The organism is Campylobacter concisus, from assembly GCF_003049085.1.
Taxonomy (GTDB): domain Bacteria; phylum Campylobacterota; class Campylobacteria; order Campylobacterales; family Campylobacteraceae; genus Campylobacter_A; species Campylobacter_A concisus_H.
Genome location: NZ_PIQX01000003.1, coordinates 239,529 through 253,695 on the forward strand (window position 1 = coordinate 239,529; position 14,167 = coordinate 253,695).

The window sequence follows — 14,167 nt, forward strand, 5'->3', positions numbered from 1 at the left end:
TCTCCTCTTATTGACATATGTCATTATTTGCTTTTTTAAAATGAGATAAACTTCGCCTTAAAATTTTTAAAAAAAGGAGAATCAATGCGTGAATACAAAAAGTATTGGCTAGCACTTGTTGCAGTACTAGTAATTTGCTTTAGTATTTTAGGCTACTACGGCGTTGAAGTTTATAGAAGCTCGCCACCAGTTGTAAATTTTACAGATGAGAATGGCAATGTCGTGATCGACAAAGAGAGCATCTATAAAGGTCAAGAGGCCTGGCAAAGCATAGGAGGTATGCAAGTTGGCTCTGTTTGGGGACACGGCGCATATCAAGCACCTGATTGGAGTGCGGACTGGCTTCACAAAGAGTTAGTTATATTTTTAGAGTTAAAAGCAGATGAAATTTACCACTCAAAATATGCTGACTTAAATGATGAGCAAAAAGCAAATCTAAAAGTTCTACTTAAAAAAGAATACCGGGAAAATGGCGTAAAAGACGATAAAATCGTACTTAGCAGCGATAGATTAAAGGCTATGAAACAAGTAAGCCAAGAGTATTCATCACTTTTTGGAAATGACCCTAAGTTTAAATCTTTAAGAGAAGCTTATGCGATGAAAGAAAATACTCTTCCAAATGCTTCTGATAGAGATGATCTTAATAACTTTTTCTTCTGGTCAGCCTGGGCAACCGCAGCAAATAGACCTAATAGCGATGCTACATATACAAATAACTGGCCACATGAGCCACTAATCGATAATGTACCAACAAGCGAAAATATTTTTTGGTCAATCGCAAGCGTTGTAATACTTATTGCTGGTATTGGATTTCTTGTTTGGTTTAGCTCTTTTTATGGCAAAAAAGATGATGAAAAATTGGAAGCTATTAGCGAAGATCCGCTTAGTAAATTAAGCCTAACTCCATCTCAAAAAGCTCTTAAAAAATATCTTTTTGTGACTTTGGCTCTTTTTGCATTCCAAATTTTAATAGGCGGCTTTACAGCTCATTATACAGTAGAAGGACAGGAATTTTACGGTATAAATTTATCAGCCTATATTCCTTATTCACTTGCTAGAACATGGCACATTCAGGCTAGTATCTTCTGGATTGCGACAGGATTTTTAGCAGGCGGTCTTTTCCTAGCGCCTATTATAAATGGCGGTAAAGATCCAAAATTCCAAAAGCTTGGCGTAGATTTATTATTTTACGCATTACTAATCCTTGTGGTTGGCAGTTTTGCTGGTGAGTATTTAGCGATCGCAAATATTATGCCTATAAATTTAAGCTTCTGGTTTGGACACCAAGGATACGAATATATCGAGCTTGGACGTGTTTGGCAAATTATTTTATTTGTTGGCCTTGTCATTTGGATGCTACTTTTACTTCGCGGATTTATCGGCGGATTTAAGAACAAAGGTGATAAAAATTTACTTGCTATCTTCGCAGCTTCAGCTGTTGCAGTTGGATTATTTTACGGAGCAGGATTATTTTACGGTCAAAGAAGCCCACTTCCAGTGATGGAATACTGGCGCTGGTGGGTTGTACACCTTTGGGTTGAAGGCTTTTTTGAGGTATTTGCTACCGCTTCACTTGCTTTTGTGTTTGTTAGTCTTGGTCTTGTTTCAAAGAGATTTGCTACGTTTTCAACACTTGCGAGTGCATCACTTTTCTTAGTAGGCGGAATTCCAGGAACTTTCCACCACTTATATTTTGCGGGCACTACAACACCTATAATGGCAGTTGGCGCTAGCTTCTCAGCACTTGAGGTAGTTCCTCTTGTATTGCTTGGCGCTGAAGCTTATGAACACTACAGACTTCAGTTTGCTCAAACTTGGGCTAAGACATTAAAATGGCCACTTTACTGCTTTATCGCAGTTGCTTTCTGGAATATGCTAGGCGCTGGTGTATTTGGATTTTTAATCAATCCTCCGATTTCACTATTTTATATCCAAGGCCTAAATACGACTCCAGTTCACGGACATGCTGCGCTATTTGGTGTTTATGGATTTTTGGCACTTGGATTTGTTTGGCTAGTAGCTACTTATCTATTCAAAGGTCAAGAATTTGATGAAAAACTTATGAAAGTAGGTTTTTGGGGCTTAAATATAGGTCTTATGCTAATGATCGTGCTTTCACTACTTCCAATAGGAATTTATCAAGCATTTGCAAGCCTAGAGCATGGTATGTGGTATGCAAGAAGCGCTGAGCTTTTACAACAATCACACTTACAAAATTTAAGATGGGTAAGAATGATTGGCGATACGATTTTAATAATCGGTGGAATCAGCTTCCTTGCACAACTTCTAAAATTTATGCTTAATAAAAAAGCTTAAAATTAAAGGGGTATTTTGCCCCTTTATTAAGCTATCTTTTCATAAAATAACGCAAATTTAAAAGGAAAGAAATGATTACATTTTTTAAAAGAATTTGCGTTATTTTTATTGTACTCTTACACGCTTTTTTGGCTCTTGTAGTTGATTATTCGTTTCCACACTATGCAAATGTGCAAATCACGGGTGGCGATGTCAAACGTATGGACAAAGATGGTATCATCGACGCTAAAAATCCGGCAGATGGTCCTACCAGAGATGTTTATTTTATCTATACTAAAGATTCTAATAATTCAAATAAAGTCATGGCTTATAGAAATGAAGATACTGCATGGGGATTTCCGTTTTATTTTAAATTTAACTCAGCTGATGTACAAGCCAAGGCCCAGGGCTTTGCAAATAGCGATAAAAACGTAACTGTAAAATATTATGGATATAGAATTTCTATGCTTCAAGAGTTTAGAAATGTCATCTCACTAAAAGAGAGCGGTACTGATACTAGTTGGCCGGTAGCTAGCTATGTATTTTACTTTATCTTGTTTATCTCGCTAATCATTTGGATAAGAAAGATAAATAAGGCCTTTAGACCAAAAACTAGTGAAAATTTAGAGAAATAGATTACATTTGTTTTAGCTATTTGATATTTTAAAAATCAAAAAGAGAGCCTTGTCTCTCTTTTATCTTTAAAAATTTCTAGTGTTATCAAGTATTTTTAGCTCATTTGCTCTGTTGTATTATTTGTCACATTCATCTACGTTTTTCCAGCTTGTAAAGTAAAATTCCACGTCCAGATGCTTAAAATTATTTTTAAGAAAACCGCCCACTTTTTTATGGCATGTAATTCTTTGCCTTGCCATTCATCAGTTGTAACCTAGTTTATGTCGTTAAATTTAGCTCGCCAAGATCTTCTAAAATGACTCGCACGAAAGCCACCTTGTATCTACGTCTATCTCACGCAAGGATATCTATTCTATTTTTGAAAATTTTAAGCCATTTGCTGGCGTATCAGTTTTTGTAACAGGATTTTTTAGATTTCAGAAAGAAATTTTATAGTGAATTAGCATAAATTTTAGGGGCAAAGATGCCCCTATTTTTAGTAAAGACCGAAAGTTCCGTCTGTTCTTTTGTAGATCACACGCATTTTTGCGTCAACGTCGTTAAATACATAAAATTGTTTATCACTTGATTTTAGTTTCTCAAGTGCCTCTTCGACTTCAAGTGGTTTATAAATTTCAAGCTCCATAGGCACTATCTCCTCGACACCCTCTATCTTTTCTTCACCTATTCTTGAGCGAAATTCTTTGTCGTCAGCCTTACCTTTTACGGTAAATTTCTTATCATGCTCTCTTCTTAAAACTTTTGATGCTTTTTCGATAGCAAGATCGATCGCAGCGTAAAGGTCTTTATCTTTTTGGCGAACGACTATCGTATCTTTATGGGCCATATTTAGAGAAAATTCTGCATTAAAGCCTTTTTTTCCTTGTTTTTCATCGGCTGCTACAACACATCTTGCTGAGATGATGTCGAGATTGTATTTGCCAAGCGTATCAAAAGCGTCTTGGATATAGTTTTTGATTGGCTCTGTTAGCTCAAATTGTTTTCCTACAATGCTTATGTTCATCGTAATCTCCTTTATAGAAAGTAAGATGATTATAACACGCTAAAACTAAAAACAAATTAAACTAAAATCTTTATAAAATTTTAAAGTTTCTGAAGAGTTCGTTTGTGAAAATTTATAGGATTTGGCGTTTTTTTATCTTTTGATGTTACAAAAACATCAAAGATCATGTTGCCAGTACTTGCGACTCCCTCAGTGCCAGGCATGATGGTCGGTGGAGTGCATATGCCGATATCGCCAAAGTAAGTTATTTTTACTTTAAAGTCGAACATATCGTTAAATTCTCCATTTACTTTATCTAAGCATTTGTTTGAGAAATCGGTTCTAAAAATTTCAAACATCGCATACTCTGCTGCTGCTTGAGCAACGAGCTGCGCTTGCTCTCTTAGATAAATTTCACTGCTTTGTCTAGCTGATGTGCTAGCTATCGAAAGGGCAAGAGTGCTAATAGAAGCTGCTACAACTAGAAAAAATATCGCTGCTATTAACGTAAATCCTCTTCTCATTAATACACTGCCTTTGATTTACAAATGGTTATTTCTGATTTTTCTGCTTTAAGGCAAAGCTTTAGCGCGATGACACCATTTTTTTCTGTAAAGACAAATCTTGTTACGTGTTTAGCTAGTGTTGCACTTTCAGCTTTGATATCCTTTGTAGATGTCGAGCTAAATTTTTTAAAGCCTTCATTTAGCCATGGCCTATAGTTGTAGTAAATTTTAAGGTCAAAAGAGCCATTTTGTATATCCTCGGCACTTTGCTCAGCTGGCGCTATGGCAATGGCTGTGTAAGCTAGCTTATACTGTTCTGAAATTTTTTTATTTTTAAAATCACTTGAAATCTTAAGCGTGTCGATTGATTGTATGCCAACTTTTGCGATATCTAAGTGCCTTTGGTCTAAATTTTCTTGATAGCCAAAACTACTACCAACTCTATAAAGTATGCTAGAAAATATCGCTACTAAACCACCATTTTCATTATCGGCGTTTATACACCTAGAACCGCTATTTACATCTTCTTCATTGCTATCATTTTCGCAGGTCAAGTCCATTACGCCGTTTCTAAAAGCATCATTAAATTTGCTTCCAGGGCTTTTTAGTCCATTTGCAACAGAGCTATTTGCAAGATCTACATATCCGCTATATATGCCTTCTTCGATGATAGGATCTCCGTTAGTATCATCTCCTTTATATTCGTTTATGCCATCAAATAACTCATAAGCAGCTGGGATAAATTCTAAAATTTCAAAGTCACTACTTAAATTTACGCCACTATCATTTAGAGCTAGATAATCTCCATTTTTTTTTCTAGCGATAACGCTTTGTTTGATTCTGTGGCTAAGTAGCATTGAAATTTGCTCTAGAGCGATTTCGCTTTGTGTTTCTAGTTCGTTTATTACTTTGCTTTGAAAATAGTTTTGATATAAATTCATAAGCGTGTTAAAGCTCATAAGTGAGATAACGCCAAGTACGGTGATGACTATTATTAACTCAATTAATGTAAAAGCTTTTTTTGTTTTTTTCATTTCCATTCTTTTACACTTAGAGTGCTACTTTCACCTATGTTAAAGGCATATCCATAAAGTACGCTTTTGCTCTCTTTTGTAGTTTTCATAGTCGTATCTAGCTTTATCTGTAAAACGTCGTTATCGTTTAAAGGAGTGCTAACTACAAATTTATCAGCTCTATTTGTTATAGTTGGAGTCGTTTCTGTATCTATGATAAAGTCGCGTTTAGTGGTACTGGCAGTTGGTGAGATGGATTTTTGAGTATTGAAATTTTTGATAGATTTTACTTTAAAATTTACGCTTTTGATTGATTCTGGAAGCTTTGAATCACTAGGCCTTGTAGCACATGCAGATGAATTTTGTACCGGATACGCAAGTATCCTATGTCCTTCTCCTTTTACACCGCTTTTTTCATAAAAATCCGGATTTGCCCCTTGATCGCAGATAATAAGAGGAAAAATTATAGCCTCTTGAGTGGTTATAGATGATGGCATGGTGTTTTTACCGGCTATTAAGACTTGATCACTAAATGGTGCTTTTAATATTAATGACATATAAGTTTTAGCGTTCATTAGTCCTTCTTGCATTAAGGACTGCTCGCTTAAATTTGAAGTAGTTCTTACTGCTAGTGGCAGGCTTGCACTTACTATGGCTACTACAAGCACTGACAAGATAAGCTCTATCAATGAAAAGCCACCTCTTTTTACCACTCTATTCTCCTGTTTGTCTTGTCGCTTATATCTAGGTTACTATCACTATTAGATTTTACTCCTATAAAACCTCCAACTGCACCGCTTGTCTTATCCTCTATATTATTGCTCTTTAGGACTTTACCAGCCCATTCGCCATTTGGTACTAGAAAATTTAGATTGAAATTATTTGTTTCAGTTTTTTCATCAAATTCACTATAAAGAAGCCAGCTAGGTGCTCTCATTTTAGCCACATCAGTAACTGCTGAAGGGTTTCTTATAAAAATTATTTGCTCGCCATTGCTTATACTACTTACATCATTTCTTAAAACAGTGCCGCTGTAAGTGTTTGTAAAGCTAAAGTCGTGATAGTTAAGTACTCCTGCGCTATGTTTTGGATTGGTAGCCCAAAATGGTGCAGCTGGAAAGTCTTGCCACAGTTTGCCATTATCTTTCATATAGATATTTTTATTGCATCCATCGCAGTAGGCACCATAATAAATTTTGGCATAAAAACCGCTATAAAGCCCTTCATAAAATGGTGCATAAACCCTACCAAAGTAAAATTTTGCTGTCGTTTCTGTTGCTGGTTTTTCATATTTTTTTACTGTATCGGTGCTATCTGACATGCCGCTAAAGCTAAAATCATTACTTGAAATAGTAAAAGGATTTTTGGCATGATTTACTTTTCTTTCAAAATTAAAATATACTTCACCTTTGCCTACGCCATTTACAAAAGTGTTTTTCTCTACATAAAATGTTGATTTTGTGGCACTTGGATCTATTGCTTTTCTAGTATTTGAGCCAGGAATTTCAAAAAATAAAATTTCTTCATTTGCTTTTGCTAATGTACCGGCATTGCCATCGTTATCTGTAAAATTTAAAGGAACTCTGTCTAACTTTATGTCAAAGTTCATATTTTTTGCATAGCAATCTTCATTATAAAGTTTTGCAGGATCATCGTTAAATAACCTGGCAGTTACTTCAAAGTCAAGCTTTGCTTTTTGTATGCCTTCATTATCAAGGTATGTTATATCGCTATCTTTTGTTATCTTTAACTTACTTATTTGTATATCTTTTGGCCTAAATAGATAATCTCTATTACCTTCTAGCTTTATACTACATCCGATCCTTCCTTCTTGAGCAGTATCTTGTGATGGATCGTTGCTAATTGAGTTTTTTACACAATCATCAGCTCTTGATGGCGTATGTTGATCAGTTATTGTATAGTCTTTGTCTAATACATAAAAATATGTATCACCTATATCTGAGTAAGAAAAGCCAACAGGTCCACTTGACGTGTGACGGAAAATTTTACCCAATGCTTTATTTGGATCGTTAAAATCTACGCTTAGTTTGTTCTCGCTCTCTATAATGCTAGGATCGCAGGTCGCACTATATGCTGGTACAAGTTTTATCTCTCCATTTGAGCCACTTATGTTGTTTGTATAGCCATTTGCTAAGCCACTATCAAGAGGTTTCATAGCCGCAAGAGCAATATTATTATAAACTTTGCCGCCTATTAAAACATTGTTATTATTGATCGTGTTCTTGTCGGTATCCCATAGTCTAAAGTGACTTGGTCTTATGGCAAAATCATCTAATTTTTCGCATTCAACCTTTGTAGTATTTGTCACTGGATCAAGATGAGAAATTCTAAATTTTACGCTTTTATAGGCTCTATCAATACTAATGCCTGACAACAAAATATCAGTTACGCCATTAAATGTTATATCTTGTTCATATAAATTTGTTGGAGCACTGCAAGACTCAACCAACTCTACTTTTACATCTACTGGGGCATCTGGTACTTTTTTGTTGCCATCTGTATCATAGTTTGTGATATAGACATTAAATGGCGTAGAAACGATTTTTGTTAGAAGTCTATTTTTAAATTTAGTTTTAAAAGCCGCTGAGCCATCGTCTTGTCTATTACTTGCGACGAAATTATTTGGACTGGCACTAACGCCTAAAGTAATGTTGTAATTTTGATTGCTACATCTTCTTATGTATGTGTCATAGGGCTGTAAATTTATATCAGCATTTGCGACCGTCGCTTTGTAACTATTTGGCTCAAATTTAGACTTAAGGGTAGTTTCATATATAGCATAAGCGTAGTTGCCTTGATGAATTAGCATTTCTCCACCCTTATTTGCAGCCGCACCTTGTCCCAAATAAAAAGTTAAGTCATTTCCACTTAGTTGCTGCAAGCCTGTGTTGTCGTTATAGTGCACCTGTCCTGACATAGTAAGCAAGTCACTAGGCCCTTGTGATGCTTTATCTGCGTATATGTAAGTTGAGTTTGGATTATAAATTTGACTTGGATCTATTGTAGCTTTTAGAGCAAAGTCTTGGGCAGCTTCATTAGTATTATTTGTAACTTCAACGAAAGTTTTTAAAATAGTATTTGCTGGCACTACCGTCGGAGTATTTTCTTGCACCTTTGTAAAAGTACTATCGCTAGGTTTTTTCGCATAAATATATTCCATATAACAAACATCTGGCTTATATATACTAGTAGAAAAGCCAACTAGAGCTAAATTTATACGGTCAGCACTTACAACATTGGCACCGCCTGAGCTCTTAATCGTTGTAACTGTAAATTTTATATCCGCTTCTTTTTGAGCATATGACATTTTGTCCGATATATCAAATATATCCAAGTCTGCTTGGGAGTGAAATTTTTTACCTGGATTTATAAGTTGTCCAAATTTTGTCATAGTTGAGTTAAACTGATCGCCTTGAGCATTATATCCGCTGGTAATACTCTGATAGCTGCCACCATTTTTTATCTTGATATCTTCACCCTTTGTTTCTGGCTTGCCGCCAAATGAAAACATTGTGAGCGAAGCATCTATATTTCCTGCTTTTGGTGTGTAGATATTTTCAAATTTTACATCTATGGTTGAGCTCTTTACAGTACCAAATGGATCGCTTGACTTCATCCAGTCCGCCGCAAGTCTTTCTAGTCCATCAAATATACTAACAAGCTTTGGCTCTATATTGTTTGCTGCAGCGGTTTTATCATCAAAGTCATAAATGATGACTAAACTCCAAGCTGCAAATTGTGGTGCGATGGATTGTATCCAGTAACCATTTTGCCCTTGAACTGGTGAGAATAGTAGCGTGCCGTATGTTTTTTTTAGTTTTCTATTAGTAGAGTTGTTTACCTTATATATGCCATCATTTGGGTCTATAAATTCATCACTAAAGGGAATCGTAGTTGATCTAATATTGCCAGCATAAAATGTCCTATCTGACTCGCTAGTGCCAAGAGAGTCTCTAACTATATCTGTTACATCAGCACTTGCTACATATTGATAGTTTATTCCAGCCTTTACATAGTAGCTATTAGACTCGTTTTGATTGTATGATTCAAGAGTCATTGATTTTGGTTTATACTCACTAAATGAACCAAACCAAAAGATATCTTTTGGATCAGCATCTATTGTGATTGCATTTTTTCCAGGAGCTTTAAAATCAATCCTGCTATATCCTTTTATGTAATTTAAAGCACTTACATATAAATTTGACCCAAGATTTTTTATTGCCCAGTTTTGATAAAGAGAGCCGCCCCAATAAAGCCTGGCATAGACTACGTTTTTGCCTTTTAAATTATTTTGTATAAAGGTATTTTTCTCACTAAAATCAAATGTGGAAGAGGATGAATTTTTACAATAAGGATGCTTGCTAGGATTATAAATATATGTTGTTTGACAAAGTGTGTAATTGCTAGGCGAAAAATTACCAGTATCTAAAAATATTCTATCGGCTGTAGATGATGTTCTTGTTACGTTAGATGGATCTGGAACAAAATTATATCCAGCGTATTGTGGAATCATAATAGTAGCACCAATGGTAGCTATATCTCCATTTACTCTGGTATTTAGATTTCCATTTATTGATCTTTGTCTTAAGCCTTTAGAGTGATCATCCCACATACCTATTAATGATCGTTGATTCCATGGAGAAAATTGCTCAACGTAAATATGATAGTGATCTTGTGCTAAGCCTGAAGAAAAGCTATTGGTATCTATCGTCCAGGTTCTATCAGATTTTCTTATGCAATGTGGGATATTTTTAGAAGAGTTATCTTGGTACTCTTCAGCGTCTATAAAGCAAGAATAATTTGCTCCACTACAACCAATAGATGCTGCTTCTGCTGTCGTACAAGCTCTGGGTGCACAAAAACCAAACGTGACAATAAAACAGAGTAAGTATGCTATCTTCACAACAAATCCTCTAAATAACAATAAAAAATCTATCCTTAGATTTTTAAAAGCTTTTAGCTACTATTTTTGTATAAAATTTTCTATCATTTCAGCTTGCCCGTACTGAGGATATTTGGCAATGTCTAAAACGACTTGGGATAAGGTCATATTATCCATATTGCAAACGATAGGAGCTATAAAATTTACAGTTGATTTTTCAAGCGGGAGTGCAACAACGATAATGTTATAAATTCTAAGTTGAGAGCTTTCTTTAATCTCCATAAGATCTTCATAATAGCTTGGAATATCGAATTCGTAGCTTCTTAATGCAAAAGGATTTATCATTGTAAAAGATGTCTCATCATCTTTGCTTGCTAGCTTAACAAAAAATTTATCAAGTTCAATTAACTCCATCGTCTTGATATGCTCAAAGCCTAAAATAGGGCTTTTAACACTAAAAATCATACTAACTCCTATTTTGTAAAGTTGCCGTATTTTATCATAGTTTTAAAAAATTTATACAAAAATAATAGCAAAAAATGTAGAATACGAGGATTTAAACTTTTTAAGGAAAAGCATGAAAAGATTTTCTAAATTTCTAGCAGTTGTAGCTCTTTTGGGGCTTTTTAGTGGTTGTGCTGAAAAATATACCGAGCTTTACAATCTAACTCCTGATGAGTGGTATGCACAGGTTATCGCTGATATAAAAGATGGTGATCTTGAAGCGGCCGATAAACACTATGTTTCAATGGCAAGCGAACACGTAGCAAGTCCCCTTTTGGAGCAAATTTTACTTATTCTTGCCCAAGCTCACGCAAATGATGAAGAGTATCTAATGGCAAATCACTATCTTGATGAGTATATCAAAAGATACGGCGACAACGGCCCAAAAACAGAGTTTGCTCAGTATCTAAAGATAAAAGCAAATTTTGACTCATTTACTCAGCCAAACCGCAACCAAAAGCTTATGGAAGATAGCGTAACAGAGATTGAGAAATTTCTTTATATGTATCCAAATACTGAATATAAGCCACTTATTGAGACTATGCTTATCAAATTTAAACTCGCGCTTTACTTCCTAGATATGCAAATAGCTGATCTTTACAATAGGACTGGTCGTGATGTTTCGGCTAAAATTTACGAGCAAAAGCTTGAAGAGTCGCCGTTTAAAAACTCAGATCTTATTAAACCTGACGTGGCATGGTATAGAAAACTGTTTGAATAGGAGAAATTTTGCAAATAAACGAAAATAAAGGCTTCCCAACTGAAATTCCCATCATCGTTGAGGACGAGCTATTTTTATATCCATTTATGATAACTCCGCTTTTTTTAAGCGATGATGAAAATTTAAAGGCACTTGAACTCGCCATACAAGAAGAGACTCCGATCCTTGTGGTGCCTACAAAGCCTCAGCAAGACGGTGCTAGAGACTTTGATGGTATCTATGATGCTGGCGTTATCGGCACGATAATGCGCCGTGTGCCACTACCTGATGGACGCGTAAAAGTTTTATTTCAAGGCATAGATAAAGGTAAAATTTTAAAACAATCAGGCATAAATCCGCTCCGCGGTATAGTTGATATGCTCCATGTTAAGCGCCCATCGCAGGTCAAAACTGACGCACTCATAGTGGTTTTAAGAGAAAAAGTAAGAGAGCTTTCGCAGTTTAGCCATTTTTTCCCACCTGATCTTTTAAAGACGATCGAAGAGAGCGCTGAGGCGATCAGGGTTTGTGACCTAGTTTCAAGCGCACTTCGCTTAAAAAAACAGATCGCCTATAGCTTTTTTGTAGAGGAAAATTTAGAGCAGCGCCTACTAAAGCTCATCGACTACGTCATCGAAGAGATCGAGGCAAACAAGCTTCAAAAAGAGATCAAAAACAAGGTTCACTCAAAGATCGACAAGACAAACAAAGAGTACTTTTTAAAAGAGCAGCTAAAGCAAATTCAAGCTGAGCTTGGAGCGGATACGAGCCGTGAAGAGGAGCTTGAAGAGTACCGCAAAAAGCTTGATGCGAAGAAGAAATTTATGGCTGAGGACGCCTACAAAGAGATCAAAAAACAAATAGATAAACTTTCTCGCATGCACCCAGACTCAGCCGACGCAAACACTTTACAAAGCTATCTTGACTGGGTTTTAGAAATTCCATTTGAAAATGTAGCTAAGAAAAAATCATCCATCACCGAAGTGAGCAAGCATTTAAATGCCGATCATTACAGCCTTGAAAAGCCAAAAGAGCGCATTGAGGAGTATTTTGCTTTGCGTGAGCTTTTGGAGCTTAGAGGCGTTGGAGAAAAGGTAAATAATGGCGCTATTTTATGCTTTGCAGGCCCTCCAGGCGTGGGTAAAACAAGCCTTGCAAACTCGATCGCAAAGGCGCTAAAGCGTGAACTAGTTAGGATCGCGCTTGGCGGACTTGAGGATGTAAACGAGCTAAGAGGCCACCGCCGCACCTACATAGGCGCTATGCCAGGGCGTATCGTGCAAGGGCTCATAGAAGCCAAACAGATGAACCCAGTGGTTGTCTTAGATGAGATCGATAAGGTTGGCAGAAGCTACAGAGGCGACCCGACCGCAGTTTTACTTGAAATTTTGGACCCAGAGCAAAATAACAAATTTAGAGACTACTACCTAAATTTCAACATCGATCTTAGCAAGATCATTTTTATCGCCACAGCAAATGACGTGAGCATGATACCAGCTGCACTTCGAGATAGGATGGAGTTTATCGAACTTAGCTCATATACCCCGCAAGAGAAATTTGAGATCGCTAAGAAATATCTCTTGCCTCAGGAACTTAAAAAACACGGACTAAAACCAAGCGATGTTAGCATCAGCAAAGAGGCACTTGAGCTAATAATTAGCGACTATACAAGAGAGAGTGGCGTGCGAAATTTACGCCGCAGGATGGCTGATATATTAAGAAAGGTTGCTAAAAATATCCTCACCAAAAAGAATGATGGCAAGATCAGTGTCACGGCTAAAAATTTAAAAGAGTTTTTAGAGAAAAAGGTCTATGAGATCGAGCCGGCGGATAAAAAAGATCAGATAGGTCTAGTAAATGGCCTAGCGTGGACGAGTGTCGGTGGCGACGTGCTAAGGATCGAGGCTATAAGGATCCAAGGCAAAGGCAGCATGCAAATCACCGGTCAGCTAGGCGACGTGATGAAAGAGAGCGCTCATATCGCATTTAGCGTGGTAAAAGTGCTGATCGATAACAAAAAACTAAAAGTACCAATGGCTATCGTGCCAAAACTAGATGACGACAAGCGTAAGCTCGAAGCTAGCGATGTTTATAGACGCTATGATCTTCACTTGCACGTACCAGAGGGTGCTGTACCAAAAGACGGCCCAAGTGCTGGCATCACGATGGCAACCGCGATCGCATCTATACTAACCGACACAAAGGTAAGACACGACATAGCAATGACTGGTGAGATCACGCTAACTGGTAGAGTGCTGCCGATCGGTGGTCTAAAAGAGAAGCTCATCGCTGCTCACAAAGCTGGCATCAAAATAGCTCTAATACCTCGTAAAAACTACGACCGCGATCTTGTCGATATACCAGCCGAAGTAAAAGGCGACATGAAGATCATTGCCGTAGATACGATAGAAGATGTCTTAAAAAACGCTCTTGTAACTAAAAAATAATCCAAATCCTAGCCCCATTTAGCCTTGCTTAGGGCTAGGAAATTTTCATAAATATATTACGAAATAAAAATTTAGGCTAGCTTGTTTACTCTTGAATAAAAAATAAATATTAAAACTTTGCCTATTCGCTTTGGCGGACTATTAAATTTGTAAGATGTTTTTACAAAATCTAGGTCTTGTA

The 14,167-nt window shown here is 36.5% G+C and carries 10 protein-coding genes; 4 read left to right on the plus strand and 6 right to left on the minus strand.

Going from position 1 to position 14,167, the window contains the following annotated elements:
* Positions 1-84: 84 nt before the first annotated feature.
* Both CVT13_RS05220 and CVT13_RS05225 read left to right on the plus strand, forming a co-directional pair.
* On the plus strand, positions 85-2,316 hold the full coding sequence (locus CVT13_RS05220) for a nitric-oxide reductase large subunit (RefSeq protein WP_021090748.1): 2,232 nt from the start codon (positions 85-87) through the stop codon (positions 2,314-2,316).
* A 71-nt stretch (positions 2,317-2,387) separates the two neighbouring features.
* Positions 2,388-2,930: a DUF1523 family protein gene (locus CVT13_RS05225; protein WP_107690924.1), complete on the plus strand. Its 543-nt coding sequence runs from the start codon at positions 2,388-2,390 to the stop codon at positions 2,928-2,930.
* A 476-nt stretch (positions 2,931-3,406) separates the two neighbouring features.
* On the opposite strand, the gene hpf is transcribed toward CVT13_RS05225, so the two are convergent.
* The 6 genes from hpf to fliW form a co-directional block, all read right to left on the minus strand.
* Positions 3,407-3,934: a ribosome hibernation-promoting factor, HPF/YfiA family gene (gene hpf / locus CVT13_RS05230; RefSeq protein WP_021090930.1), complete on the minus strand. Its 528-nt coding sequence runs from the start codon at positions 3,932-3,934 to the stop codon at positions 3,407-3,409.
* An 80-nt stretch (positions 3,935-4,014) separates the two neighbouring features.
* Positions 4,015-4,437 carry a hypothetical protein gene (locus CVT13_RS05235; protein WP_087584768.1) on the minus strand — a complete coding sequence of 141 codons (423 nt, stop codon included), beginning with the start codon at positions 4,435-4,437 and terminating at the stop codon, positions 4,015-4,017.
* On the minus strand, positions 4,437-5,453 hold the full coding sequence (locus tag CVT13_RS05240; protein ID WP_234411977.1) for a type II secretion system protein: 1,017 nt from the start codon (positions 5,451-5,453) through the stop codon (positions 4,437-4,439). The genes CVT13_RS05235 and CVT13_RS05240 overlap by 1 nt, the downstream gene beginning before the upstream one ends.
* Positions 5,450-6,145 (minus strand): type II secretion system protein, encoded by a 696-nt coding sequence (locus CVT13_RS05245; RefSeq protein WP_107811837.1) that lies wholly within the window; start codon positions 6,143-6,145, stop codon positions 5,450-5,452. The genes CVT13_RS05240 and CVT13_RS05245 overlap by 4 nt, the downstream gene beginning before the upstream one ends.
* The gene (locus tag CVT13_RS05250; RefSeq protein WP_107811838.1) at positions 6,139-10,356 is read right to left on the minus strand and encodes a hypothetical protein; all 4,218 of its coding nucleotides are present in this window, start codon (positions 10,354-10,356) and stop codon (positions 6,139-6,141) included. The genes CVT13_RS05245 and CVT13_RS05250 overlap by 7 nt, the downstream gene beginning before the upstream one ends.
* Before the next feature lie 60 nt (positions 10,357-10,416).
* Complete coding sequence (gene fliW, locus CVT13_RS05255; protein WP_054196362.1) at positions 10,417-10,800, minus strand: flagellar assembly protein FliW; 384 nt, start codon at positions 10,798-10,800, stop codon at positions 10,417-10,419.
* A 112-nt stretch (positions 10,801-10,912) separates the two neighbouring features.
* On the opposite strand from fliW, the gene CVT13_RS05260 reads away from it, so the two are divergent.
* Both CVT13_RS05260 and lon read left to right on the plus strand, forming a co-directional pair.
* Positions 10,913-11,560 carry an outer membrane protein assembly factor BamD gene (locus CVT13_RS05260; protein WP_021091013.1) on the plus strand — a complete coding sequence of 216 codons (648 nt, stop codon included), beginning with the start codon at positions 10,913-10,915 and terminating at the stop codon, positions 11,558-11,560.
* Positions 11,561-11,568: 8 nt separating this feature from the next.
* On the plus strand, positions 11,569-13,986 hold the full coding sequence (gene lon / locus CVT13_RS05265; RefSeq protein WP_107811839.1) for an endopeptidase La: 2,418 nt from the start codon (positions 11,569-11,571) through the stop codon (positions 13,984-13,986).
* Positions 13,987-14,167 lie beyond the last annotated feature (181 nt).